At 65.1% G+C, this 24,304-nt stretch carries 24 protein-coding genes; 13 read left to right on the top strand and 11 right to left on the bottom strand.

What is annotated here, in order from left to right:
* The gene (dapD, locus tag AC4PTB_RS01385) at nucleotides 1-828 is read right to left on the bottom strand and encodes a 2,3,4,5-tetrahydropyridine-2,6-dicarboxylate N-succinyltransferase (RefSeq protein WP_482592778.1); all 828 of its coding nucleotides are present in this window, start codon (nucleotides 826-828) and stop codon (nucleotides 1-3) included.
* A gap of 79 nt (nucleotides 829-907) precedes the next feature.
* Here dapD and AC4PTB_RS01380 point away from each other — a divergent pair, with 79 nt between their 5' ends.
* Complete coding sequence (locus AC4PTB_RS01380; protein ID WP_492191343.1) at nucleotides 908-1,738, top strand: LOG family protein; 831 nt, start codon at nucleotides 908-910, stop codon at nucleotides 1,736-1,738.
* A gap of 81 nt (nucleotides 1,739-1,819) precedes the next feature.
* On the opposite strand, the gene rlmN is transcribed toward AC4PTB_RS01380, so the two are convergent.
* The 3 genes from rlmN to AC4PTB_RS01365 form a co-directional block, all read right to left on the bottom strand.
* Nucleotides 1,820-3,001 carry a dual-specificity RNA methyltransferase RlmN gene (rlmN, locus tag AC4PTB_RS01375; protein ID WP_492191342.1) on the bottom strand — a complete coding sequence of 394 codons (1,182 nt, stop codon included), beginning with the start codon at nucleotides 2,999-3,001 and terminating at the stop codon, nucleotides 1,820-1,822.
* Between the two features lie 110 nt (nucleotides 3,002-3,111).
* Entirely contained in the window at nucleotides 3,112-3,636 is a 525-nt protein-coding gene (locus tag AC4PTB_RS01370; protein WP_492191341.1) for an invasion associated locus B family protein, read from the bottom strand.
* 188 nt (nucleotides 3,637-3,824) lie between these two features.
* Complete coding sequence (locus AC4PTB_RS01365; protein WP_492191340.1) at nucleotides 3,825-4,583, bottom strand: TSUP family transporter; 759 nt, start codon at nucleotides 4,581-4,583, stop codon at nucleotides 3,825-3,827.
* Between the two features lie 143 nt (nucleotides 4,584-4,726).
* Here AC4PTB_RS01365 and AC4PTB_RS01360 point away from each other — a divergent pair, with 143 nt between their 5' ends.
* The 4 genes from AC4PTB_RS01360 (at nucleotide 4,727) to AC4PTB_RS01345 (ending at nucleotide 9,075) form a co-directional block, all read left to right on the top strand.
* Nucleotides 4,727-5,605, top strand: a complete 879-nt coding sequence (locus AC4PTB_RS01360; protein WP_492191339.1) for a CPBP family intramembrane glutamic endopeptidase — start codon at nucleotides 4,727-4,729, stop codon at nucleotides 5,603-5,605.
* A 75-nt stretch (nucleotides 5,606-5,680) separates the two neighbouring features.
* Entirely contained in the window at nucleotides 5,681-6,613 is a 933-nt protein-coding gene (gene accD / locus AC4PTB_RS01355; RefSeq protein ID WP_492191338.1) for an acetyl-CoA carboxylase, carboxyltransferase subunit beta, read from the top strand.
* Between the two features lie 72 nt (nucleotides 6,614-6,685).
* Nucleotides 6,686-7,960 (top strand): bifunctional folylpolyglutamate synthase/dihydrofolate synthase, encoded by a 1,275-nt coding sequence (locus AC4PTB_RS01350; protein ID WP_492191337.1) that lies wholly within the window; start codon nucleotides 6,686-6,688, stop codon nucleotides 7,958-7,960.
* Between the two features lie 95 nt (nucleotides 7,961-8,055).
* Nucleotides 8,056-9,075 carry an LLM class flavin-dependent oxidoreductase gene (locus tag AC4PTB_RS01345; RefSeq protein ID WP_492191336.1) on the top strand — a complete coding sequence of 340 codons (1,020 nt, stop codon included), beginning with the start codon at nucleotides 8,056-8,058 and terminating at the stop codon, nucleotides 9,073-9,075.
* A 57-nt stretch (nucleotides 9,076-9,132) separates the two neighbouring features.
* Here the strand turns inward: AC4PTB_RS01345 and zapE are convergent, their stop codons facing one another.
* The gene (gene zapE, locus AC4PTB_RS01340) at nucleotides 9,133-10,215 is read right to left on the bottom strand and encodes a cell division protein ZapE (protein WP_492191335.1); all 1,083 of its coding nucleotides are present in this window, start codon (nucleotides 10,213-10,215) and stop codon (nucleotides 9,133-9,135) included.
* 87 nt (nucleotides 10,216-10,302) lie between these two features.
* Here zapE and AC4PTB_RS01335 point away from each other — a divergent pair, with 87 nt between their 5' ends.
* The 4 genes from AC4PTB_RS01335 (at nucleotide 10,303) to lpxK (ending at nucleotide 13,677) form a co-directional block, all read left to right on the top strand.
* On the top strand, nucleotides 10,303-11,124 hold the full coding sequence (locus AC4PTB_RS01335; protein WP_492191334.1) for a sugar phosphate isomerase/epimerase family protein: 822 nt from the start codon (nucleotides 10,303-10,305) through the stop codon (nucleotides 11,122-11,124).
* Nucleotides 11,125-11,214: 90 nt separating this feature from the next.
* The gene (locus AC4PTB_RS01330) at nucleotides 11,215-11,472 is read left to right on the top strand and encodes a DUF4170 domain-containing protein (RefSeq protein ID WP_492191333.1); all 258 of its coding nucleotides are present in this window, start codon (nucleotides 11,215-11,217) and stop codon (nucleotides 11,470-11,472) included.
* Between the two features lie 13 nt (nucleotides 11,473-11,485).
* The gene (locus AC4PTB_RS01325) at nucleotides 11,486-12,688 is read left to right on the top strand and encodes a 3-deoxy-D-manno-octulosonic acid transferase (protein WP_492191332.1); all 1,203 of its coding nucleotides are present in this window, start codon (nucleotides 11,486-11,488) and stop codon (nucleotides 12,686-12,688) included.
* Nucleotides 12,688-13,677: a tetraacyldisaccharide 4'-kinase gene (gene lpxK / locus AC4PTB_RS01320; RefSeq protein WP_492191331.1), complete on the top strand. Its 990-nt coding sequence runs from the start codon at nucleotides 12,688-12,690 to the stop codon at nucleotides 13,675-13,677. The genes AC4PTB_RS01325 and lpxK overlap by 1 nt, the downstream gene beginning before the upstream one ends.
* Here lpxK and AC4PTB_RS01315 read toward each other — a convergent pair.
* Nucleotides 13,674-14,336, bottom strand: coding sequence for a DsbA family protein (locus tag AC4PTB_RS01315; protein ID WP_492191330.1), 663 nt, complete (start codon nucleotides 14,334-14,336; stop codon nucleotides 13,674-13,676). The two genes, lpxK and AC4PTB_RS01315, sit on opposite strands and share 4 nt — an antisense overlap.
* The gene (locus tag AC4PTB_RS01310) at nucleotides 14,333-14,914 is read right to left on the bottom strand and encodes a DUF721 domain-containing protein (RefSeq protein WP_492191329.1); all 582 of its coding nucleotides are present in this window, start codon (nucleotides 14,912-14,914) and stop codon (nucleotides 14,333-14,335) included. The genes AC4PTB_RS01315 and AC4PTB_RS01310 overlap by 4 nt, the downstream gene beginning before the upstream one ends.
* Before the next feature lie 81 nt (nucleotides 14,915-14,995).
* Between AC4PTB_RS01310 and mutY the strand changes: the two genes are divergently transcribed.
* Nucleotides 14,996-16,060, top strand: a complete 1,065-nt coding sequence (gene mutY / locus AC4PTB_RS01305; protein WP_492191328.1) for an A/G-specific adenine glycosylase — start codon at nucleotides 14,996-14,998, stop codon at nucleotides 16,058-16,060.
* A 50-nt stretch (nucleotides 16,061-16,110) separates the two neighbouring features.
* Here mutY and AC4PTB_RS01300 read toward each other — a convergent pair whose 3' ends face one another.
* Nucleotides 16,111-16,746, bottom strand: coding sequence for an alpha-ketoglutarate-dependent dioxygenase AlkB family protein (locus tag AC4PTB_RS01300; RefSeq protein ID WP_492191327.1), 636 nt, complete (start codon nucleotides 16,744-16,746; stop codon nucleotides 16,111-16,113).
* A 169-nt stretch (nucleotides 16,747-16,915) separates the two neighbouring features.
* Here AC4PTB_RS01300 and dnaK point away from each other — a divergent pair, with 169 nt between their 5' ends.
* From dnaK to AC4PTB_RS01285, 3 genes are all read left to right on the top strand, one after another.
* Nucleotides 16,916-18,832, top strand: a complete 1,917-nt coding sequence (gene dnaK / locus AC4PTB_RS01295) for a molecular chaperone DnaK (RefSeq protein WP_492191326.1) — start codon at nucleotides 16,916-16,918, stop codon at nucleotides 18,830-18,832.
* Between the two features lie 68 nt (nucleotides 18,833-18,900).
* Entirely contained in the window at nucleotides 18,901-20,052 is a 1,152-nt protein-coding gene (gene dnaJ, locus AC4PTB_RS01290) for a molecular chaperone DnaJ (protein WP_492191325.1), read from the top strand.
* A 101-nt stretch (nucleotides 20,053-20,153) separates the two neighbouring features.
* Nucleotides 20,154-20,870 (top strand): JAB domain-containing protein, encoded by a 717-nt coding sequence (locus tag AC4PTB_RS01285; RefSeq protein ID WP_492192572.1) that lies wholly within the window; start codon nucleotides 20,154-20,156, stop codon nucleotides 20,868-20,870.
* Nucleotides 20,871-20,966: 96 nt separating this feature from the next.
* On the opposite strand, the gene AC4PTB_RS01280 is transcribed toward AC4PTB_RS01285, so the two are convergent.
* The 3 genes from AC4PTB_RS01280 to AC4PTB_RS01270 are packed head-to-tail and all read right to left on the bottom strand — an operon-like array spanning nucleotide 20,967 to nucleotide 24,222.
* Entirely contained in the window at nucleotides 20,967-21,977 is a 1,011-nt protein-coding gene (locus tag AC4PTB_RS01280; protein ID WP_492191324.1) for a tyrosine-type recombinase/integrase, read from the bottom strand.
* A complete protein-coding gene (locus AC4PTB_RS01275; protein ID WP_492191323.1) occupies nucleotides 21,974-22,966 on the bottom strand; it encodes a tyrosine-type recombinase/integrase in 993 nt (330 codons plus the stop codon). The genes AC4PTB_RS01280 and AC4PTB_RS01275 overlap by 4 nt, the downstream gene beginning before the upstream one ends.
* The gene (locus tag AC4PTB_RS01270) at nucleotides 22,963-24,222 is read right to left on the bottom strand and encodes a tyrosine-type recombinase/integrase (RefSeq protein WP_492191322.1); all 1,260 of its coding nucleotides are present in this window, start codon (nucleotides 24,220-24,222) and stop codon (nucleotides 22,963-22,965) included. The genes AC4PTB_RS01275 and AC4PTB_RS01270 overlap by 4 nt, the downstream gene beginning before the upstream one ends.
* Between the last annotated feature and the right edge of the window lie 82 nt (nucleotides 24,223-24,304).

Below are 24,304 nucleotides of genomic sequence, written 5' to 3'. Positions count from 1 at the left end.
TCAGTCCCGCAGCAGATCGTTGATCGCGGTTTTCGAGCGCGTCTGCGCATCGACCCGTTTCACGATCACTGCGCAGTAAAGGTTGATGCCCCCCTTGGTCGGCATCGAGCCCGCGACGACCACCGAATAGGGCGGCACTTCGCCGTAAAACACTTCCCCGGTTTCGCGATCGACGATCTTCGTCGATTTGCCGATGAAGACGCCCATGCCCAGAACCGAGCCCTCGCGGACGATGCAGCCCTCGACCACTTCCGAGCGCGCGCCGATGAAGCAGTTGTCCTCGATGATCGTCGGCCCGGCCTGCATCGGCTCCAGCACGCCGCCGATGCCGACGCCGCCCGACAGGTGCACATTCTTGCCGATCTGCGCGCAGGAACCGACCGTCACCCAGGTGTCGACCATCGTGCCCTCATCGACATAGGCGCCGAGGTTGACGAAGGAGGGCAGCAGCACCGCGCCCTTGGCGATATAGGCGGAGCGGCGGACGATGCAGTGCGGCACGGCGCGGAACCCGGCGGCTTTCCACTGCGCCTCGCCCCAATGGGCGAATTTGCTGTCGACCTTGTCCCACCAGGTGCCGTTCTGCGGCCCGCCCGAATGCACTTCCATCTCCTTGACGCGGAAGCCCAGCAGCACGGCCTTTTTCGCCCATTGGTTCACATGCCAGTTGCCGTCATCCTTCTTCTCGGCGACGCGCAGCACGCCCTTGTCCAGCGCCTCGAGCGTGGCCTCGATCGCATCCCGTGCCTCGCCCTTGGAATGGGGCGTGAGGGTGTCGCGAACCTCCCAGGCGGCTTCGATGGCAGCTTCGAGCATGGCGTTCGACATCGGAACGGTCCTCTTTCAGGTGGCTTTCATGGTTTTCCCCCTATAGTTGGGAAAAGCCCTTCGCGCAACGAGCCGTGACATGAAAGACGAGAGCCGTTCCCACCCGTTCCGTGACAGCATCATGGATGCGAAAACGGCGCAGGACATCCCCGCCACCGCGCAGACCCGGGCGCCCGCCTACAAGCTCGCCTTCACCGATGGCGGCTTCATGATGCGCGAGGAATTGCGCCCGGTGCGGTTGCAGCTGGAACTGCTCAAGCCGCAGCTGATCATGGATGAACGCGGCGTGGAAAGCACGGTGGTGCTGTTCGGCGGCGCCCGCATCCCCGAACCGGCGCAAAAGGACACGGCGAAAACCCCGGTTCTGGCGGAGCTGAGCCGCTATTACGACGAGGCGCGGACCTTCGCGCGGATGATGACGGAACGCTCGATGGCGGCTTACGGGCGGGAATGGGTGATCTGCACCGGCGGCGGGCCGGGCGTGATGGAGGCGGGCAACCGCGGCGCCCACGAGGCCGGGGGCCAGTCGATCGGGCTCAATATCGTGCTGCCGCATGAACAGGCGCCGAATGCCTATGTGACGCCGGATCTGTGCTTCAACTTCCACTATTTCGCCATCCGCAAAATGCATTTCCTGATGCGGGCGAAAGCGGTCTGCGTCTTTCCGGGCGGCTTCGGCACGCTGGACGAGATGTTCGAAACGCTGACGCTGATCCAGACCCGGCGGATGAAGCGCATCCCGCTGATCCTATTTGGTGCAGAGTTCTGGCGCCGCGTGGTCGATTGGGATTATCTGGCCGAGGCGGGCACGATCGCGCCGGAGGATATCAAGCTGATCAGCTTCGTCGAAACCGCCGAGGAAGCGGTGGAGGTGATCGAGACCTGGGCCAGCGCGCACGCCCCGGACTGAGGGCGCAAGGGCGTATTTGGACCAAGAAAAAGCAGGCTGGTTTTTTCTTGGCGCAAATACGCCCTTTGCGACGGCGGGGATCTAAAGACCCGTTTCGGCCTCGATCTCGGCCTTCGACTTGCGCGCCCGTTCGGTGGCGGATTTCAGCTGCCCGCAGGCCGCCATGATATCTTCGCCGCGCGGCGTGCGGATCGGCGCGGCATAACCAGCCTTGTAGACGATATCGGCAAACGCCTCGATCCGCTCCCAGTCGCTGCGCTGATAGGGCGAGCCGGGCCATTCGTTGAAGGGAATGAGGTTGATCTTCGCCGGGATGCCCTGAATGAGCCGCACCAGACGCCGCGCGTCGTCGTCGCTGTCGTTCACGCCCTTGAGCATGACATATTCAAAGGTGATCCGCTCGGAATTCGACAGCCGCGGATAGTCGCGCAGGGCATCAAGCAGCGTCGCGATGTTCCATTTCTTGTTCACCGGAACAAGCTTGTCGCGCACCGCATCGGTGGTGGCGTGGAAGGAAATCGCCAGCAGGCAGCCGATCTCCTCGGCGGTGCGGGCGATTTCCGGCACGACGCCCGAGGTGGAAAGCGTGATCCGGCGGCGGCTCAGCGTCAGCCCCTCGTTGTCCATGACAACCTGCATCGCGTCGCGGACGTTTTCGAAATTGTAAAGCGGCTCGCCCATGCCCATCAGCACGACGTTGGAAATCAGCCGGGTTTCATCCTTCGGTTCGCCCGGTTTCGGCCATTCGCCCAGATCGTCGCGCGCCACCATCACCTGACCGACGATTTCCCCCGCCGTCAGGTTGCGCACCAGTTTCTGCGTACCGGTATGGCAGAAGGAACAGGTCAGCGTGCAGCCGACCTGGCTTGAAATGCAGAGCGTGCCGCGGTTTTCCTCGGGGATGTAGACGGCCTCGACCTCATGCCCGCCGGCGATGCGCAACAGATATTTCCGCGTGCCGTCGAGCGAGACCTGACAGGTCACCACCTCGGGCAGGGCGATTTCGAAATGCCGATCCAGCAGCGCGCGGTAGTCTTTCGCCAGATTGGTCATCGCGCCGAAATCGCGCACGCCCCAGTGATAGATCCACTGCCAGACCTGACCGACCCGCATCTTCGCCTGTTTCTCGGGCGTGCCCGCGGCGATCAGCGCATCGCGCAGCTGGTCGCGGGTCAGGCCGATCAGATTGACCTTGCCCCCTTCGGGCAGCTTGCGCGGCAGGGTCAGCACGTCTTGGGTGATCGGGGAAGTCGGCTCGGTCATGGCAGGTCCAGCGTTGGGCAAGCCGTGCATATAGGGGATTCGCGGCGCAAAAGGTAGCCCGAAACGCAAAGACCCCGGCAGTGCCGGGGCCGTCGCCTGTGTCGGATCGCTTATTTGCAGCGCTTGGCCGCTTCTTCCATCGCCGCGGTGAAGCCCATCAACGAGAAAGTGTCCTCGGTCTTGGTGCCGCGCCCCGACCGGCCCGAGATCGTCACCTCGGCCCCCGATTTCAGCGCCGCGATCAGCTTGGCGTCTTCCTCGGGCGAGCCCGCCCAGGCGCCTTCGCCCTTGGTGAACAGCGTGAAGCTGGCGCCGGTGTTCACCTTCAGATCCGCGGTCGAGCCATCGGCAAAGGGGTACCCCGCCATGAACATCACCTCGCCGGCCTTGCCGGGACGGAAGGTGACGAAGAGCAGGATTTCCGAGCGCCGCGCCTGCACCGGCTTGCCGTCCTTGCTGGCCGCCGATTTTTTCGGCGGCGAGACGCCCCAGCATTCTTTCGGGCTGTCTTCGACGAAGACGCTCCAGTCGGTTTTCGCGGCGACGCGGTTCGAACTTTCCTGCGCCTGGGCGACAGGGGAAAGTGCCAGCGACGCGGCGAGAACCGCTGCGACGCTCGTGATGATCGTCTTCATGGAACAGCCTCCAGCTGTCTGTGCCTCTGGTCCGCCCGTAGGCTATCGGCCCTTCTTGACTGTGGCAGACCTGATTTCAACTCGATATTCCAGTGATAACGCAAAAGTGGCGTTTGGGGAAAGCCCCCCCGGCGGCTTTTCGCGCATGAAAGACGGATTGGAGGGATGCGGCGGGCCCCCGGGGTTTGCTAGATCATCTGCCAGATCAGCCGCACCGCCAGCGCGGTCGAGGTCACGACCAGAAGCGGCCTGATCAACCGCGCCCCCTTCTTCATCGCCAGTCTTGCGCCAAGGCTGGCCCCCGCCACCTGCGCCAGCCCCATTGCGACCCCGATCCCCCACCAGGGCGCCCCGATCGCCGCGAAGGCCGCAAGCCCGCCCAGATTCGAGGCGAAATTCAGAAGCTTCGTATGCGCCGTGGCCCGCAGCACGCCATAGCCCGCCAACATCACGAAGCCGATCATGTAAAAGGCCCCCGCCCCCGGCCCGATCAGCCCGTCGTAAAAGCCGATCAGCGGCACGACAAAGGCGGTGAAGGCCGCAGGCCGGATCCGCTCGGCACGGTCGGTGTCATCAAGGCCCTTGCGCAAGGCGAAGAAGGCCGCAATCGCGATCAGCACGAAGGGCAGCCCCCGGCGCAGGGCCTCGGTCGGCAGCACCGAGACCAGAAACGCCCCGCCAAGCCCGGACAGGAACGCGAGCGACGCCGCCCCCAGCTGCGCGCGCAGATCGACCTGCCCCTTGGCCGCATAGGTCAGCGCCGCCGTGGCCGCGCCGAAAACCCCCTGCAGCTTGTTGGTCGAAAACGCCTGCACCGGCGTCGCCCCGGCCAGCAGCAGCACCGGCAGGGTGATCAGCCCGCCGCCCCCCGCGATGGCATCGACAAACCCGGCCACGAAAGCCGCGCCGATCAGCGACAGGGCCAGATCAAGGGAAACTTCGAACATGCATCCTCCGGGCCAGCCCCCTGTCTCTGCCAGCGCAAAAGCAAAGTAAAGCCCGCAAACAAAGCCGCTTGTCCCGCCCGGACGGCGCCGCTAGGGTCACCCGCCAGACCGACGGGCGCCGCTGCCCGCAGCCGGAGACCGCCATGCCCTACGCCCGCCTTGCCGCCTATCTGGCCCCTGCCCGCGCCCGTGCCGAATGGCCGCGCAGCCTGATCGGCCTTGTGCTGATCGCCGCTTTCTACTGGGCGGCGGTGATCGGGGGGCTGACGCTGGTGCAGGCGCTGGCGGGCAATGTCGTCCTGGGCGCGGTGATGCTGGAACTCGAGCGCGGTGGCACTGCATTCGGGCTGGTGCTGGTGCTGACGACCTTCCTGCCGCTGGCGCTTGGCGTGCTGCTGGTGACGCGGCTTTTGCATCGGCGCGGCCTTGCCAGCCTGCTCGGCCCCGGCGCGGGACGCGATTTCCTGCGGGTGTTCCCGCCGCTGCTGGCGCTGGTGGCGCTGGTCGCCGCCACCTCGGCCTTCGATCCGAACCTTGGCAAATCGACGCCCCTGTCGGTCCTGCTGCGCTGGCTGCCGATCGCGCTGCCGCTGCTTTTCGTGCAGATCGCCGCCGAGGAACTGCTGTTTCGCGGCTATCTGCTGCAACAGATCGGGGCGCGGTTCCGCCATCCGCTGGCCTGGATGGTGCTGCCCGCGGCGCTGTTCGGCGCGCTGCATTATGCGCCCGGCCAGAACGGCGCGACGGCGATCTTCTTCGCGCTCTGGGCGATGCTGTTTGGCTGCCTTGCTGCCGATCTGACCGCAAGGGCGGGCAACCTCGGCCCGGCGCTGGCGCTGCATTTCGCCAACAACATCTCGGCGTTGCTGCTGATCGGGCTTTACGGCCAGCTGGACGGGCTGGCGCTTTACACGCTGGTGCTGAACACCCGCGACCTTGCGGCGATGGCTCCCTATTTGGCGCTGGATGCGCTGGCGATCGTGGTGTTCTGGGTCGCGGCACGCCTGCGGCTGCGGCGCTGATTGCATTTGCCCGCGCACGGGCTTATCTGAGCGCAAGCTTGCAAAGCGACGTCGCGGAAACCAAGGGGCCCCCCGATGAACTGGATCTCGAACTACGTCCGACCGAAGATCAACTCGCTGTTCTCGCGCCGCGAGATGCCCGAGAACCTGTGGACGAAATGCCCCGAATGCGGAACCATGCTGTTCCACCGCGAGGTGACGGACAATCTGAACGTCTGCACCAACTGCGATCACCACATGGCGATCACGCCGCGCGACCGCTTCGAGGCGCTTTTCGACCTTGGCGCCTTCACCGAGGTCAAGGTCCCCGAGCCGATCGCCGATCCGCTGCATTTCCGCGACCAGAAGAAATATCCCGACCGGATGCGCGCGGCGCAAAAGACCACCGGCGAGAAAGAGGCGATGCTGGTCGTCGAGGGCGAGGTGGGCAAGACCCGGATCGTCGCCGTCGGGCAGGATTTCTCTTTCATGGGCGGCTCGATGGGGATGTATGTCGGCAATGCGATCCTTGCCGCCGCCCAGCGCGCGATCGAACTGCGCTGCCCGATGGTGCTGTTCTCGGCCGCGGGGGGCGCGCGGATGCAGGAGGGCATCCTCAGCCTGATGCAGATGCCGCGCTCGACCGTCGCCGTGCAGATGCTGAAAGATGCCGGGCTTCCTTACGTGGTGGTGCTGACCCATCCGACCACGGGCGGCGTGACCGCGTCCTATGCGATGCTGGGTGATGTGCAGATCGCCGAACCGAATTCGCTGATCTGCTTTGCCGGGCCGCGCGTCATCGAACAGACGATCCGCGAAACCCTGCCCGAGGGCTTCCAGCGCGCCGAATATCTGCTGGATCACGGCATGCTTGACCGCGTCACGCATCGCAAGAAACTGCGCGAGGAGCTGATCGTAATCCTGCGCATGATGATGCGCCTGCCGCCGCCGATCTGGGGCGAGCTGCCGCCCCCCGGCCCGGCGCCGACCGAGGCCGCCCCGCCGACTGACCAGCCCGCGGCGGAATAATCTTTATCTTGCTCTAAATATCCCGGGGGTCCGGGGGCAGCGCCCCCGGCCTTTGCATGAGAGGAGCCCAGCATGCCGCAACCTTCCGATGAAATCCTGGCGCGGCTGATGGGGCTGCACCCGAAGATCATCGATCTGACGCTTGACCGGGTGCATCGGCTGCTGGCGGCGCTCGATCACCCCGAAACCCGCCTGCCGCCGGTCATTCATGTTGCGGGCACGAATGGCAAAGGCTCGACCCAGGCGATGATCCGCGCCGGGCTTGAGGCCGCGGGCAAGACGGTCCACGCCTATACGTCCCCGCATCTGGCGCGGTTTCATGAACGCATCCGGCTGGCGGGCGCGCTGATCTCCGAACCCGCCCTGTCGGCGCTGCTCGACGACTGCGACGCGGCGAATGGCGGCCAGCCGATCACCTTCTTCGAAATCACCACCGTTGCGGCCTTTCTGGCCTTTGCCCGCACGCCTGCCGATTTCACCCTGCTGGAAGTCGGCCTTGGCGGGCGGCTTGACGCGACGAATGTGATCGCGCAACCGGCGCTGACGATCCTTACGCCCATCTCGATCGACCATCAGCAATATCTGGGCGAGACCCTGCCCGAGATCGCGGGCGAAAAGGCCGGGATTCTCAAGCGGGCCGTGCCCTGCGTGGTCGGGCCGCAGCATCCCGACGGGCTTGCCGTGATCGAGGAAAAAGCCGCGCGGCTGGGCGTGCCCCTCTTTGCGCATGGCCAGCACTGGCACGCTTTCGAGGAACGCGGGCGGCTGATCTATCAGGACGAGACCGGGCTTCTGGATCTGCCGCTGCCCAATCTGCCCGGGCCGCATCAGATCGAAAACGCCGGCGCCGCGATTGCCGCGCTGCGGTGTCTCGGTTTCGACGATCTGGCCTGCGAGGCGGCGGTGACGAAAGCCGACTGGCCCGCGCGGATGCAGCGTCTGCGGCAAGGGCCGCTCGCCGCAAGCGCGCCCGGGGTCGAGCTGTGGCTCGATGGCGGCCACAATCCGGCGGGTGGCGAAGCGGTGGCGGCCACGCTGTCGCGGATGGCAAAACGCCCGACGCATCTGATTTGCGGCATGCTCAACACCAAGGACATCGCGGGCTATCTGCGGCCGCTCGCGGCGCAGGCGCAAAGCCTGACCGCCGTGTCGATCCCGAACGAGGTCAACACGCTCCCCAGCGCCGCCACGGCCGAGGCCGCCCGCAAGGCCGGGTTCGCACAGGTGACCGAGGCCGGATCGGTCGCAGAAGCCCTTGGGGCGATTGCACAAGATGACCCGCAGGCGCGGGTGCTGATCTGCGGCTCGCTTTATCTTGCGGGTCAGGTCCTGCGCGAGAACGGCTGAGACCTGCGCATTCCTGCACCAAGTCCTGTGCGCGCCTGTGCCTGTGCGCACAGGCGCGCTTTGCCTATCTTTCCTGCAACGGAAAGGAGGCCGCTATGGTGCTCGAATTTGGCCTTGATACTTTTGGCGACATCACCGCGGATGCGACCGGGCCCCGCCCGGGCGCGCAGGTGATCCGCGACACGCTGGCCGAGGCGGTTCTGGCCGATCAGGTCGGTCTGGATTTCATCGGCCTTGGCGAACACCATCGCCCGGATTTCGCGATCTCGGCGATGGAGCCGCTGCTGGGGGCGATCCTGGCCAGCACGGAAAAGATCCATGCCGGGACCTCGGTCACGGTGCTGTCCTCGGATGATCCGATCCGGCTGTTCCAACGCTTTGCGACGCTGGATGCGCTGGCACCGGGGCGGGCGGAGCTGACGATCGGGCGGGGGTCCTTCACCGAAAGCTTCCCGCTCTTCGGCTTCGACCTGAACGATTACGAGACGCTGTTTGCCGAAAAGGCGCAGCTGCTGCACAGCCTTGTCAGCCAGGAGAAGGTCAGCTTTCAGGGCAGCCACCGCCCGGCGCTGAAGGGCGTCACCGTCTATCCGCGCCCCGAGCGCCCGTTGCAGGTCTGGCGCGGCGTCGGCGGCAGCCCCGACTCGGTGCTGGAGGCGGCGGCGATGGACATGCCGCTGGTGATGGCGATCATCGGCGGCAATCCGGCGCGGTTTGCGCCCCTGGCCGATCTTTATCGCCATAGCCGCGAGAGGATGGGGGCGGCACCGCTGCCGCTCTCGGTGCATTCGCCGGGCCATGTCGCGGCAAGCGATGAGGAGGCGAAGGACCGCTACTTCCCGGCCTATGCGGTGATGCACGATCTGATCGGGCGCTCGCGCGGCTGGCCGCGCTTCACCCGGGCAGCCTTCGAGGCGGAAATCGCCCATGGTTCGCTTTATGTCGGCAGCCCGGAGACGGTGGCGCGGAAAATCGCGACAACGGTCAAGGCGCTGGGGCTGTCACGCTTCACGCTGAAATATTCGGCCGGTCCGCAAGACCCCGCGCATCTGCGCGACACGATCGCGCTTTACGGCAGCAAGGTCGCGCCGATGGTGCGCGACATGCTGGCCTGAGGCTGTGTCGGGCGGACCAGAACGGCTGCTGCCTTTCCCCGCCCGACACAAATCCGCTTAGCGGTTTTCCTGCGACCAGTCGGCCGATTGCATCTCCCGCAACCGCGAGGCCGTGCGGGCGAATTCGAAACTGCCCTCGCCCTCGTTGTAAAGCCGTTCGGGCACATCGGCGGCGGAACAGATCAGCCGCACCTTGCCCTCGTACAAAGCGTCGATCAGCGTCACGAAGCGCTTCGCCTCGTTGAAGTTCGACGCCGACAGATGCGGGATGTCGTCGATCATCAGAACCCGCAAGGCCCCGGCGATCGCCAGATAATCGGCCGGGCCCAGCATCGCGCCGCACAGATCCCAGAACCGCGCCCGCCCGACGCCGTTGTGATACTGCGGGATCACCACCGACCGCCCCTTGACCTCAAGGCGCAGCGGCACCGTGCCGTCATGCCCGGTCAGCTCGTTCCAGAGCGCATCCATTTTTCGATGCGCCGCCGTCCCCGCGGGGGCAAAATAGACCTCCGCCCCGGCCAGCCGATGCAGCCGGTAATCGGTTTCCGACACGATTTCATGCACGTCAAGCCGCGTGGACAGGATCTCGATGAAGGGCAAAAACAGCTGCCGGTTCAAGCCGTTCTTGTAAAGATCGACGGGGGGGCGGTTCGAGGTCGTCACCACCGTCACGCCGCGCTTGAACAGCTCGTCAAAAAGCCGCCCGACGATCATCGCATCGGCGATGTCGGTGATCTGCATTTCGTCGAAGCACAAAAGCCGGACCGCGGCGGCGATTTCCGCCGCGACGGGCTGGATCGGGTCTTCCGCCTTCGCGCGGCGATGCGTGTCGATCTTGCCCTGCACCTCCTGCATGAAGGCGTGGAAATGCACCCGGCGTTTGGGCACCGCCACCGCCTCGCCGAACAGATCCATCAGCATCGACTTGCCGCGCCCGACACCGCCCCACAGGTAAAGCCCCTTCACCGGCTCGGGGGGCTTCGCGAAAAGCCCGAACAGGCCGGGCTTCTTCACCGGCGCCTCCAGCTCGGCCCGGACCCGGTCCAGCAGCGGCAGCACCGCCCGTTGCGCCGCATCGGCGCGCAGGGTTCCCGCCGCGACGCGGCCGTCGTAGATCTGGGTGAGACTTCTGTGCATGGCGCCTGATAGCGACTTCAAACCGGATTGAAAAGCGCGCGCAGCTGGCGCAGCCTGTGCGGGCGCGAACAACCATAGGGATCGGCGATGACAAAAGAGTTACCCGTTCTGGGTGCGGCCCTCAGCCTCGACATGATCGAGCTGCACCGGGACTGGCTGTTCGAAAGCAACCGCCCCATCGAGATTCAAAGCTTCTGCTGGCCGACCACCCATGATGGCGACACGCCCGAGCTGGTGGCGCAGGCGAAACGGCTGCTTGACGGCCACAAGGGGCGGCGCGGGCTGCACGGGCCCTTCATGTCCTTCCGCATCGACTGCGCCGATCCCGAGATCACCCCGGTGATCCGGCACCGCCTGCTGCGGGCGCTGGAAATCTGCGCCGATCTGACCGCCGATCAGATGGTGGTGCATTCGCCCTACGGGCTGTGGACCGAGGCGGAGATCGCCACCTCCGCGGTGGTGGCGGCGGTTTCCTTTGAGCGGGTGCGCTTCGTGATGGGGCCGGTGATCGAACGCGCCGAGCGGCTGGGCGTCGAGCTGGTGCTGGAAAATGTCGAGGATACCGATCCGGGGCTGCGGGCGCGGCTGGCCGAGGCTCTGGGCAGTCCGGCGGTGAAGCTGTCGCTGGATACCGGCCATGCGCAGATGATGCACTGCCGCTGCGGGGCGCCGCCGGTCGATGCCTTCGCGCTGGCGGGCGGGGCGGCGCTGCGCCATGTGCATCTGCAGGATGTCGATGGCTTTGCCGACCGGCACTGGCACCCGGGCGAGGGCAACATTCCCTGGAAGTCGGTCTTTGCCGCGCTGAACCGGCTGCCGCAGATGCCGCGGCTGCTGCTCGAGGTCGCCGATCCGCGCGCGCTGCGGCAGGGGGCGGATCACCTGATCGGGCTGGGTCTGGCGCAGTAGCGCCCCCCTATCGAAGCCCCGTATCGAAGCTTGAGAGGCGGCGGGGCTTCGCATAGTCTTGGCGGCACACCTTTTCCGACAGGATGGCCCATGAGCAAACCTTCCCCCCAACGCCTGCATCTCGTTTTCGGCGGCGAACTGGTCTCCGCCTCGCGCACCGAATTCAAGGATGTGAACGCCATCCATATCGTCGGCATCTATCCGAATTATGCCACGGCCTATTCCGCCTGGAAGGCCGAGGCGCAGCGCACCGTCGATGATGCCCACATGCGCTATTTCATCGCCCATCTGCACCGGCTGCGCGACGAGGAGACCCCGGCCTCGGCGACCGAGGAACTGGGCAGCTGAGATCCAGACCCCGATGCTGGGATCGCTTGCCCGCTGGTGGCGCGCCGGGACAGAGGCCGCGACGCCCCCCCCCGAGGATCGGGGGCCGCTGATCTGGATGCAGCTCGGCCCGGAGGCCGCCAGCGCCGGTCTTGAAGGCGTGCGGCAGGTTCTGGCGCGTCTTGATCGGCTGCGCCCGGGGATGCGGGTGATGCTGGCGCTGCCGCCGGGACCGGAGGTGGCGCTGCCCGAAACCGTCGAAGCCGCGACCCCGCCCGAAGACAGCCTTGCCGCGGCGCGGGATCTGCTGGAACGGGTCAGGCCGGGGCTGGTGGTGCTTTTCGGCAATGACCTGCCGGGCGGGCTGATCACCGCGGCCGACCGGGCGGGGATTGCGGTGATGATGGCGGATGTCTGCCTGCCGCCGCCTGCCCGCCGTCTGGGCCGGTTCGGGCAACGCGGGCTGTTGCGGCGGATCCGCCGGATCGTCGTGCGCGACCAGGCCTCTTTCGCGCTGCTCGAACGCCAGGGGCTGAACCCCGCGCAGATCGATGTCGGCGGCGTCCTTGGCCTGCCGCCGCAGCCTTTGCGCTGCTCCGAGGCGGAACGGGCCTCGATGGCCAGCCTGACCCATACCCGGCCGGTCTGGCTGGCCGCCGCGGTGCCGCCCGAGGAGATCGAGGCCGTGCTGGCGGCGCAGGCGCATGCGCAGCACCATGCGCATCGGATGCTGCTGATCCTGGCCCCCGACCAGCCCGACGACGCGCTGGAGCTGGGCGACCGGCTGACCGATGCGGGCTGGGCGGTGGCCAGCCGCTCGCTGGAAGGCGAGCCCGACGCCGAGACGGAAATCTTTCTGGCCGATGATCCGGCCGAATACGGGCTTTGGTATCGCATCGCCCCGGTCAGCTACATGGGCGGCACGCTGATCGGCGCGGCCAGTCAGGGGCGCTCGCCCTTTGAACCGGCCTCGCTGGGCTCGGCGGTGGTGCACGGGCCGCAGACCGCCCCTTTCGCCGCCGATTATGCAAGGCTCGACGAAGCCCGGGCGGCGCGGTCGATCCATGACGACACCTCGCTTGGCGAGGCCATCGCCGATCTGATGTCCCCCGACCGCGCCGCGGTTCTGGCGCATAACGCCTGGGCGGTGACCTCGGGCGGGGCGGCGGCGGCCGAGGCCATCGTGCGGGCGATCTTGCGGGAATTCGACGCCGCCCGCGCAGAAAGGACAATGTGATGCAGGCCCCCGGTTTCTGGTTTACCGATCCCGCCCGCCCGGCGCTGCGGGCGCGGCTGCTTGGCCCGCTCGGGCGGATCTATGCCGCGGCCACCCGGCTGCGGGTGGCGCAAGACGGGCTGCGGCTGCCGGTGCCGGTGATTTCGGTGGGCAACATCAATGCGGGCGGCACCGGCAAGACGCCCACGGTGATCGCGCTGGCGCAGCTTCTGGCCAGCCGCGGGCTGGAGGCGCATGTGGTCAGCCGCGGCCATGGCGGCAGCCTGACCGGCCCGGTCCGGGTCGAGGAAATGCGCCACCGTGCCGCCGAGGTAGGTGACGAACCGCTGCTGCTTTCCGCCTTCACGCCGACCTGGGTCGCCCGCGACCGCGCCGAGGGCGCCCGGGCGGCGGTGGCGGCCGGGGCGAAGCTGATCCTGCTCGATGACGGGCATCAGAACCCGGCGCTGCAAAAGGATCTCTCGATTGTCGTCGTCGATGCGGCCAAGGGCTTTGGCAACGGGCTTTGCCTGCCCGCGGGGCCGCTGCGCGAGCCGGTGGCCGAAGGCCTGGCGCGGGCCGATCTGGCGCTGTCGATCGGGCCGGTCCCGGCGCAGCAAAGCTTCGCCGCGCGCTGGGGGGCGCAGATCCCGGTGCCGCATCTGCGCGGGCAGCTGGTGCCCCTGCCCACCGGCATGGACTGGGAGGGCCAGCGGGTGCTGGCCTTTGCAGGCATCGGCCATCCGGAGAAATTCTTCGCCACCCTTCGCAACCTTGGCGCCGAGGTGGTGCGGGCCGAGGCGCTGGACGATCATCAGCCGTTCTCGGCGCAGCTGCTGACACGGCTGGAAACCGAGTCGCTCTTTCTGGATGCGCAACTTGTGACAACGGAAAAGGACGCCGCCCGGCTGCCGGTGTCGTTCCGGCCCAAGGTGCTGGCGCTGCCGGTGCGGCTGGTCTTCGAAGACGCCGCACCGCTTCTCAAAGCCTTGGAAAACCTCGGCCTTTAACCGCCCAGCTTGGCGTCAAGGATCTTCTTCAGCTCGGCATAGCCCATGTTGTCATGCTTCTCGCCGTTGATCACCAGCGTCGGCGTGCCCTCGATCGCATCGGCGGAGGCGTTCTTCTGATAGGTCCTCACCATCGCCTCGGCGCGGGCGGTGTCGTTCAGACAGGTCTCGACCTGTTCCTTGGTCAGCCCGGCCTTGAGACCGATCTTGCGCAGGTTCTCGGCAATCGCCGCCTCGGTGCCGTCGCCGATCCAAGATTTCTGCTCGGCAAACAGCATCCCGGCGATACCGTAATACTTCAGATCGCCGCCGCATTGCGCCACCTGCCCGGCCCAAAGCCCGAACTTGTCGAAATAGACCTCGCGCAGGATGAAGCGGAGCTTGCCGGTGTCGATGTAATCGCGCTTGAGCGACGGGAAGACGGTTTCATGGAACCGCGCGCAATGCGAGCAGGTATAGGAGGCGTATTCGATCAGCGTCACCGGCGCATCCGCCCGGCCCAGCGCGATATCGGGCAGGACGGCGCCGCCCGGGGCCGCCTCGGCCGGTGTGGCGATCAGCGTCTCGGCCGGGGCCTGCCGCAGCACGGCATAGCCGCCGCCGGCAGCCGCAACTACGGCGCCACCGGCGAGGCCAAGCAAAAGGGAACGTCGGTTCATGGATCAGCCTTTCTCAGCTCGTCCCGCCGTCTGGCGGGTTTCATCAGGATGTTGCGGGCAAGGTCTTCCAGCGCCGCCCGCAGCCCGGCATCGGCCAGGCCCTCGGTCGCCAGCTGCGCGCGGGCGCAGACCTCGGGGGTGGGTTCCGGGGCGGCCTTTTTCGGCGCCGGGGTGAAGGCTGCCTGCCCCTCGGCAAAGCCGGTGGCGGCGGTCTGGGTGATCAGGATGCGGGAAATCGCGTTGTAGCCGTAGCAGGCATTGACCTTGGCGCGGATCTTTTCGCGGCTCATGTCGATCATCGGCGCCATCGGCCCCTCGACCAGAAGCGTCAGGCTGGCGCCGATGCCTTCGCGGCCATAGCCGATCTTCACCGGGCGGGCATGGGCGGCGATTTCGGCGCCGACGACCTCGGCCCAATGCGTCACCAGCCGGGCGATGGCGAAGCCGCGTGCTTCGCCCACGGCGCGGATGCGCTCCTTCACCAGACCGGCGGCAGGCTCAAACCCGCGCATCCGGCGCAGCCTCGCGGGCGCCGCGGGGCGCTCGGACGGCGCATGGTGGTGGTGATCGTCGTCCATCCCTGTCCTTTCCGGAACCTGGTCCTATTCTAGGCAGGCCACGGGGCAAAGCCAGAGGAATGGGGCGGGGGGCCATAAAGATTGCGTGACGGAAACGAGGCGGCGGCGGGGGCAGCCCTGCTGGACTGGTATGATGCCCGGGCGCGGGTGATGCCCTGGCGGGTCGGCCCGGCAGAGCGCGCGGCAGGCGTGCGGCCCGATCCCTATCACGTCTGGCTCTCCGAGGTGATGCTGCAGCAAACGACCGTCGCCGCCGTGCGCGACTATTTCCGCCGCTTCACCGCGCGCTGGCCCTCTGTCACCGATCTGGCCGCGGCCGGGGATGACGATGTGATGGCCGAATGGGCGGGGCTTGGCTATTACGCCCGCGCCCGCAATCTTTTGAAATGCGCCCGCGCCGTAGCGGCGGCGGGCGGGCGGTTTCCCGAAACAGCGGCAGGGCTGCGCGCCCTGCCCGGCATCGGCCCCTATACGGCGGCGGCGGTGGCGGCGATCGCCTTTGACGAACCGGCCGTGGTGGTCGATGGCAATGTGGAACGGGTGGTGGCGCGGCTCTGGGCGGTTGAAACCCCGATGCCCGCGGCGAAAGCCGAGTTGATCGACAGGGCCGGGCGGCTGACGCCCAAGCGGCGCCCGGGCGATCATGCGCAGGCGATGATGGATCTGGGCGCCACGATCTGCACGCCGCGCAATCCGGCCTGTGCGCTCTGCCCGGTCAATGCGTTCTGCGCCGCAAAGGCGCAGGGCATCGCCGCAGAGCTGCCGCGCAAGACGCCCAAGCCCGAGAAACCAACCCGTTTCGGGCTGGCCTATGTCGCGTTCGCCCGCGATGGCGGGGTGCTTCTGGAGCGCCGCCCGGACAAGGGGCTTCTGGGCGGGATGCTCGGCTTTCCCGGTTCGGACTGGGCCGAGACCGAACCCGCCCCCTGCCCGCCCCTTGCCGCCGACTGGACGGCGCTCTCGCATGAGGTGCGCCACACCTTCACCCATTTCCACCTGCGGCTGCGGGTCTTCATCGCCCAAACCGAGGGGGAGGGCTTCACCCCAAGGCAGGAGTTTTCGCCCGCCGCCCTGCCCACGGTGATGCGCAAGGTCTGGGATCTGGCAGAAGCGGGGGCGCTGCCCCCGCACCCCCGAGATATTTGAGGCAAGATGAAAGGACTGGCTTTTTCTTGGATCAAATACGCCCTTCTCTGTCACGTCACCACGCGCAAGGTCAGATTGATGCGCCCGCCCTGTGGCAGCAGCGTCGATGTCCCGGGCGCGATCCGGTCGATGCCGTGGTAAAGCAGCCGCGCGGAACCGCCCATCACCAGCACATCGCCCGAGCGCAGCCAGAGGCTTTGTGTTTTCCCGCCCCGCGTTTCATTGCCGATGCGGAACAGCCCGTCATCGCCCAAGGAAATCGACACCACCGGCTGGGCAAAATCCGCCTCGTCGCGGTCCTGATGCAGACCCATCCGCGCCCCTTCGGCGTAGAAATTCACCAGACAGCACTCGGGGCTGCGATCAGTGCCCGACACCGCCCGCCAGATGCCCAGAACGCTTTGCGGGATCGGCGGCCAGGCCCCGCCCGCGGGATGGGTTTCGCTGTAGCGATAGCCGCGCCGGTCACTCACCCAGCCGAACCGCCCCGCCGAGGTCATCCGCACCGACATCGGCCGCCCATAGGGCGTCATCGGCGAGAACAGCGGCGCCGCGGCCACCACCGCGCGCAGGTCCGCGACCAGCGCCGTCTGCTCGCCGGGCGAAAGCCAGCCGGGGTAATGCCGGAAGCCGCGGATTTGCTGCGGATCCGGGCGTTTTTGCACCGGTTGGTCGGATTGTGGCATTTGTCGCAAACTCCCGCGCGTCAGTTCTTGCAGGGCTATTTTCCCCTCCTTATATACGCCGGGAAGCCGGAGCAGGCCACCTGCGCCGGACCGTCTGGAAACCTTGGGATAGGGGCCGGGGGCCTGATGGGACCCGCCCCCACCTGTCGCCGAAAGAAGAGGTATTGAAATGGCCAAAGTCATCGGGATCGACCTTGGGACGACCAACTCCTGCGTCGCCATCATGGACGGCTCGCAACCCCGCGTGATCGAGAATTCGGAAGGGGCGCGCACCACCCCCTCGATCGTCGCCTACACCGACAACGAGCGTCTGGTCGGCCAGCCCGCCAAGCGGCAAGCCGTGACAAACCCCACGAACACCGTCTTTGCGGTCAAGCGCCTGATCGGCCGCCGCACCACCGATGCCGAGGTGGAAAAGGACAAGAAACTGGTGCCCTACAACATCGTCGACGGCGGCAACGGCGACGCCTGGGTGGAAGTGCGCGGCGAGAAATTCTCTCCCGCCCAAGTCTCGGCCGTGATCCTGCAAAAGATGAAGGAAACCGCCGAGAGCTATCTGGGCGAGACCGTGACCCAGGCCGTGATCACCGTTCCGGCCTATTTCAACGACGCCCAGCGTCAGGCCACCAAGGACGCGGGCAAGATCGCGGGCCTTGAAGTGCTGCGCATCATCAACGAACCGACGGCGGCGGCGCTGGCTTACGGCCTCGACAAGAAGGACAGCAAGACGATTGCCGTCTATGACCTTGGCGGCGGCACCTTCGACATCACGATTCTGGAAATCGACGACGGTCTGTTCGAGGTGAAATCGACCAACGGGGACACGTTCCTTGGCGGCGAAGATTTCGACATGCGGATCGTCAATTACCTTGCCGACGAGTTCAAGAAAGAACACGGCGTCGATCTGACCAAGGACAAGATGGCGCTGCAGCGGCTGAAGGAAGCGGCTGAAAAGGCGAAGATCGAGCTGTCCTCGGCCAGCCAGACCGAAATCAACCAGCCGTTCATCTCGATGAACGCGGCGACCGGCGTGCCGCTGCACATGGTGATGAAGCTGACCCGCGCCAAGCTGGAAAGCCTGGTCGATGACCTGATCAAGGCCTCGCTGAAGCCCTGCGCCGCGGCGCTGAAGGATGCGGGCGTGTCGAAGGACGAGATCGACGAAGTCGTTCTGGTCGGCGGGATGACCCGGATGCCGCGCGTGGTCGAGGAAGTGACGAAGTTCTTCGGCAAGGAACCGCACAAGGGCGTGAACCCGGATGAAGTCGTGGCCCTTGGCGCCGCGATTCAGGCGGGCGTGCTGCAGGGCGACGTGAAGGACGTGGTTCTGCTCGACGTGACGCCGCTGTCGCTCGGCATCGAGACGCTGGGCGGTGTCTTCACCCGTCTGATCGACCGCAACACCACGATCCCGACGAAGAAAAGCCAGATCTTCTCGACTGCCGAGGACAATCAGAACGCGGTGACGATCCGCGTCTTCCAGGGCGAGCGGGAAATGGCCGCCGACAACAAGATGCTGGGCATGTTCAACCTGGAGAACATCCCCCCGGCGCCGCGTGGCGTGCCGCAGATCGAAGTCACCTTCGACATTGACGCGAACGGCATCGTCTCGGTCAAGGCCAAGGACAAGGGCACCGGCAAGGAACAGCAGATCACCATCCAGGCCTCGGGCGGTCTGTCGGACGATGACATCGAGAAGATGATCAAGGACGCCGAAGCCAATGCCGAAGCCGACAAGAAGCGCAAGGAACTGGTCGAGGCGAAGAACACCGGCGAGAGCCTGCTGCATTCGACCCGCAAGTCGCTGGAAGAGCATGGCGACAAGGTCGATGGCTCGACCGTCGAGATGATCGAGCTGGCCTGCAACGCGCTGGAAGAATCGCTGAAGTCGGAAGACCCGGGCAAGATCAAGGGCGCGGTGCAGAACCTGACCGATGCCGCGATGAAGCTTGGGGAAGCGATCTACAAGGCGCAGGCGGCCGAAGGTGGCCCGGCTGCTGCGGAGGACGAGGACGGCCCGCGGTCGGTCGATGATGACATCGTCGATGCCGACTTCGAGGACATGGGTGAAAACAAGCGCAAGTAAGCGCCGGAACCTGAGGAGCGGGCCCCGTCACGGGGCTCGCTTCCCTGTTCTCGCAGTGGGGCTTTCCAATGGCGAAGCGTGATTTCTACGAGGTTCTGGGGGTGTCCAGGGGCGCCTCGGCCGAGGAGATCAAGAAGGCCTATCGCAGCAAGGCGAAGGAACTGCACCCCGACCGCAATCAGGACAATCCGCAGGCCGAGGCCCAGTTCAAGGAAGTGAACGAAGCCTATGACGTGCTGAAGGATGGCGACAAGAAGGCCGCCTATGACCGCTACGGTCACGCGGCGTTCGAGGGCGGCATGGGCGGTGGCGGTCCGCGCGGGCCTTATGGTCAGGGCGCGGATTTCTCCTCGGCTTTCTCGGATGTGTTCGAGGATCTGTTCGGCGATTTCATGGGCGGGCGCGGTCCGGGCGGCGGTGGCCGGTCGCGGGCGACGCGCGGCTCGGACCTGCGCTACAACATGCGGGTGACGCTGGAAGAGGCGTTCAAGGGGTCGCAAAAGACGATCACCGTTCCCGGCTCGGCCGCTTGCGGATCGTGCAACGGCACCGGCGCCGAAGGGGGCGCGGAACCGCAAACCTGCCCGACCTGTTCGGGTCTGGGCAAGGTGCGGGCGCAGAACGGCTTTTTCACCGTCGAACGCACCTGCCCCACCTGTGGCGGGCAAGGTCAGGTGGTGAAGAACCCCTGCCGCGTCTGCCATGGCTCGGGCCGGATCGAGAAGGAACGGACGCTCTCGGTCAACATTCCCGCGGGGGTGGAGACGGGCACGCGGATCCGTCTGGCGGGCGAGGGCGAGGCCGGGATGCGCGGCGGGCCCTCGGGCGATCTCTATATCTTCATCGAAGTGCGCGAACATGCGATTTTCCAGCGCGACGGTGTGAACCTGTTCTGCCGGGTGCCGGTCAGCATGGTCTCGGCGGCGCTGGGGGGCGAGGTCGAGGTGCCGACGATCGATGGCGGTCGGTCGAAGGTCAAGGTGCCGGTGGGCAGCCAATCCGGTCGGCAGATGCGTCTGCGCGGCAAGGGCATGCCCGCGCTGCGCGGCGGCGGCATCGGCGACATGGTGATCGAACTGGCCGTGGAAACGCCGGTGAACCTGACCACACGGCAAAAGGAACTGCTGGATGAGTTCCAGCGCATCCAGGCCGAGAACAACCCGGAAGGCGCGTCCTTCTTTCAGAAGGTGAAAAGCTTCTGGGACGGGATGAAGGGTTGAATGCCTGAAAACGAAAAGGGGGCGCCTGCGGGCGCCCTTTTGGTATTTGGACCAGGAAAACCGTTAACACTTTATTTACCATGTCGGCGCAAGCTGGGGCGATGAAGACCCGTTCCTCCAGCTTCCAAGAAGGGCCGACCCTGTTTGGCGACCCGGACGAGGCGCAGCCGGTCGCGGTGTCCTCCGACCGGCTGCCCTCTTACATCACCGATCACCGCAAGCGGTTGCGGGAACGCTTCATGACGGGCGGGGCCGAGGCCATGCCCGATTACGAGCTTCTGGAACTGATCCTGTTTCGCGCCCTGCCGCGGCAGGATGTGAAGCCCTTGGCGCGGCGGCTGCTGGAGGTCTTCGGCAGTTTCGGCCATGTGCTGGCGGCGCCGCCCGCGCGGCTGACCGAGGTGACGGGCGTCGGCGAGGCCGTGGTGCAGGAATTGAAGATCGTCGAAGCCGCAGCGCAACGGCTGGCCCGCTCGCGCGTCTTGCAACGGCCGGTGCTGTCGTCGTGGCAGGCGCTGCTGGACTACTGCCACACCGCGATGGCGCATCGGCCAACCGAGCAATTCCGGGTGCTCTATCTCGACCGCAAGAACCTGCTGATCGCCGACGAGGAACAGGCCCGCGGCACGGTGGATCATGTGCCGGTCTATCCGCGCGAGGTGGTGAAACGGGCGCTGGAGCTGGATGCCTCCGCGCTGATTCTGGTACATTATGTGGCGCGCCACATAATGGATCTTTTGTGCCCCGTTTTCTTTTGTGGCCCGCCGTCAAGATCAGTAGCTCTTTCAATGGCTTCTGAGGCAAAGTCGAGCACATAACGGCGCTCGCGTGCTGGCATCGATGGTTCCTGGTTTTTGGCGAAGAATGATTGTTTAGACGCTGGGCGGTCAATCATGCCGCCCAGCGTCATGGCGCTACAGTGACGATAGCCACGCCAGCATGGCCGCGTCATCTCGCCATGCGGATTTTCGCGCGCCTGTATTTGCAACCGGTTCAAGAAGTTTCAGAGCTTCCTCCTTCATGCGTATGGTGATCTCGGCGTAACGATTGGTCGTCTCCAGATTGACGTGCCCCAACCAGCCCCGAATGACGTTAACCTCCACCCCAGACTCGAGGAGATGGACCGCCGTTGTGTGCCGAAACACATGGGGTGTGATGTGGGTGCGCAGCGCTTGTACGCTCGCCGCCTCCCAGAGTTTGGCGTAATGGCGAATGCGCTTGTAAATGCCGAAACGGGTCATCCCGCCGCCTGTGGCTCCGACAAACACAAGGGTATCCGGCGAGAGAACTGTGGCGCGTTCATCTAGCATGGCCTGCAAGGCCTTGGCAGTCTGGCTCCACAGAGGGCAGGTTCGCCACTTTGACCCTTTGCCCAGCAGCCTGACCCGGGCCGGTGACGCCAAATCAAGTTGATCCACCTTCAGTTGCGCGACCTCTGAGACGCGCGCGCCGGTATTGTAGAGCAGCATGAGGAGTGCACGGTCGCGTAGCGAAAGTCGATCCTGGGCGGGGATGCAGGCAAAGAGCGCCTCGACTTCATCACGTGCCAGAAACTTCATCTCTGGACGCTGATGGCGCTTCATCGGTATGGCTGCGACCTTGGCGCTAACCGGCAACATCTCTGGTGCCGTCCTGCCGAGATATTCGAAAAAAACATGCAGGGCTGTCAGGCGTTGGTTGCGCGTACTGATCGCATTACCACGCTCGACTTCCATGTTGTACAAGAATGCCTGCACAGCAGAGTAGTCCAAATGCTCGAACCCGAGACTACTGACCCCGATCCGATTGGCATCGGCCACGAAGATCAGAAACAGGCGGAGGCTATCTCGATAGCTGCGGATTGTGCTGGATTGCAGGCCTTTATGGCGCGGCAGATACTCCAGAAAGTAATGGTGCACGGATGCCGGAAAGTTTGGCTGCGTCATGCTTCGCCTCCATCGGTCAACGTCGGCGCGAAGGCTTCGAAGCGGTGGTTGGCGGCATCGAGCAGGTCGTTCGTGATGGTCAGATAAACTGCTGTGCTGTTGGGATTGAGATGCCCCAGAAATGTGGACAGATGATGAAGACGGTCGGCTGGCGCGATCCCTTGGCGGTACCAGTTCAGCAGGGTGCGCACCGCGAATGAATGGCGCAGGCCATGAACGTGTGGGCCGAAAACCCCAGGCGGTATCGCAAGGGCGAGTTGGGGCAACAGATCATCACGGAACGTGTTGCGGATGCTGTTGGTGCTGATCGGGCTACGACCATTCCAGGAAAACAGGTGATTGGCGCCCGAGCAGGCGAACCCATGTTGTTCCCGTTGTGTGCGGTAGTTGCGTAGCCTGATGGCCAACTTGGGCCCAAAGGGCACAAGTCGGTCCTTGCCGAACTTGGTGTTGCGGATCTCCACAATGTCTCGCACCAAGTCCACATCGCCCCATTGCAGATGAGCAACCTCCCCGACGCGTAGGCCAAGTCCGGCGAGCAAGGCAAAGATCATCTCATAGATAAGGCCGCGCTGTGGCGCGCGCGCGTTATCCGGCAATGCTGCGGCCAAAGTCAGCAGGTGGCGGATCGTCTCGTCCGAGAACAGGTAGGGCAGCTGTCGCGCTGTTTGCGGCTGAGGCTTGATCGTTACCGGTGAGGCACCAGGGATTTGCTGGCTAACGATCCAATCGAACAATCGTCGAACATCTCCGAGCAGATTGTTGTAGCTGCGCGGGTTGGTGCGTGTGCGGGAATCCAAGAAGTCCTGCAAGCACTGTGCGTCAATCGCCTCAAGGCTTTCCACGCCGCGGTTGTTGAGAAATCGATCGAGCAGCCGAAGTTGGCGATCTTCGCAGGCGAACTTGCATCCCATGGCGCGTTTTGCACGCAGGTATTGTTCGATCTGAGGGGCTAGGATGCTTTGAAAGCTGTTCCAGGGGGCGGTCATAGCACGTCCTCCCCTTGGGCAATGACCATTTCTCGCAGCTTGTGCACCGCCACCTTGCCATAGACCAATGTGGATGCTGGGTGACGATGACCGACGTAATCGCCAATGACTTTGAACGGCAGGTCGGCTTCTACAAGGTGCTGAACGCAGGCATGGCGCAATGTGTGAGAGCCGGCACGAGCAACTTGAATGCCAATTCTGCGCATGCGGCCAGAAACCATGCACGAGACCCCCGTATGCGTCATAGGGGTATATGGCGATCTTGCGGCCAAGAAGACTTGGCGATCAGCGATATCCGTGCGCCGAACCCGCAAATAGGCGATCACTGCTTCGCCGACTGTCGCCGACAACGGATATCGGGTCGAATGGCCGCCTTTGCGCATTGGGATGCTGATCTGGTCATGCTCCCAGTCAAGATCGTCCAAGCACAGGGCTGCTATCTCCCTCGCACGCAATCCGTAGCTGGCGAGCAATGTCAAAATGGCATAGTCGCGCTTGCCCAAGTCGGAGCGGCAATCGACGCTGGCCAGCAGGCGTTCGACATCAGGCCATGAAATGGCGCGTGGAATGGATGCTCGCCGATAGACGCGGCCGCGCGGAAGACTGCGCGTGAGATCGTTGGCGATGATGCCTTCACGGTGCAGATAGGCGAGGAAGACACGCAAGGCGCCCATTGTGCCGAGCATGCCGGACTTATGCAATGCCTCCGCGCGGACGTTGATGAAATCGGTGATGGACGCCGGGGAAAGCGCCGACAAGGTTATGCCCGCCTGTGCCAAGTATGACTCGAACGGGCGCAGGGTGTAGGTGTATTTTTGTAGCGTGGCTTGGCGCAGTCCTTTCTCGTTGAGAAGGAAAGGGAAGAAGCCGGGCACGCTGACGTAGAAGGGATTGGCCTGGCGGTCGCTCGGCCGTGTGAAACAGGGCAGGGCTAGGCAAAGCATCCGCTCCACTGGCAAACGGCTCTGAGAGACAATTGTCGCCCGATCTTGTGGGCTCTTGCACCACGTGCCGTGTTCAGCAAACCAGTGGCTGACAAACGCATCTACGTGGTCGGGCAGTTCATCAAGGCGTTTTGCGCCGCGCCCAACGACAAAATCGTTGAAGTGCCCGAGGGCCCGAAGATGCTGCCGAACAGTGGCGGTACCGGTATGTAACTCATCAAGCGATTGAGCGTAGCGCTCGATCTGCGGCCCAAGCCACTGGGCTCTAATACGGTCGATCACCTTGAGCGACCTGAAATGGCGTTCCAACATGACAAGCATCCTTCTGGAAAATGACAGGTGCGGTCATGTTGCACGGCATGCGCCGTTATGTGTCCGACTTCATTCCACAAGC

This window comes from Rhodobacter sp. 4.3.4 (assembly GCF_058724655.1).
The sequence above is the reverse complement of the archived record's forward strand: the minus strand, read 5'-3'. Positions and strand labels throughout refer to the sequence as shown.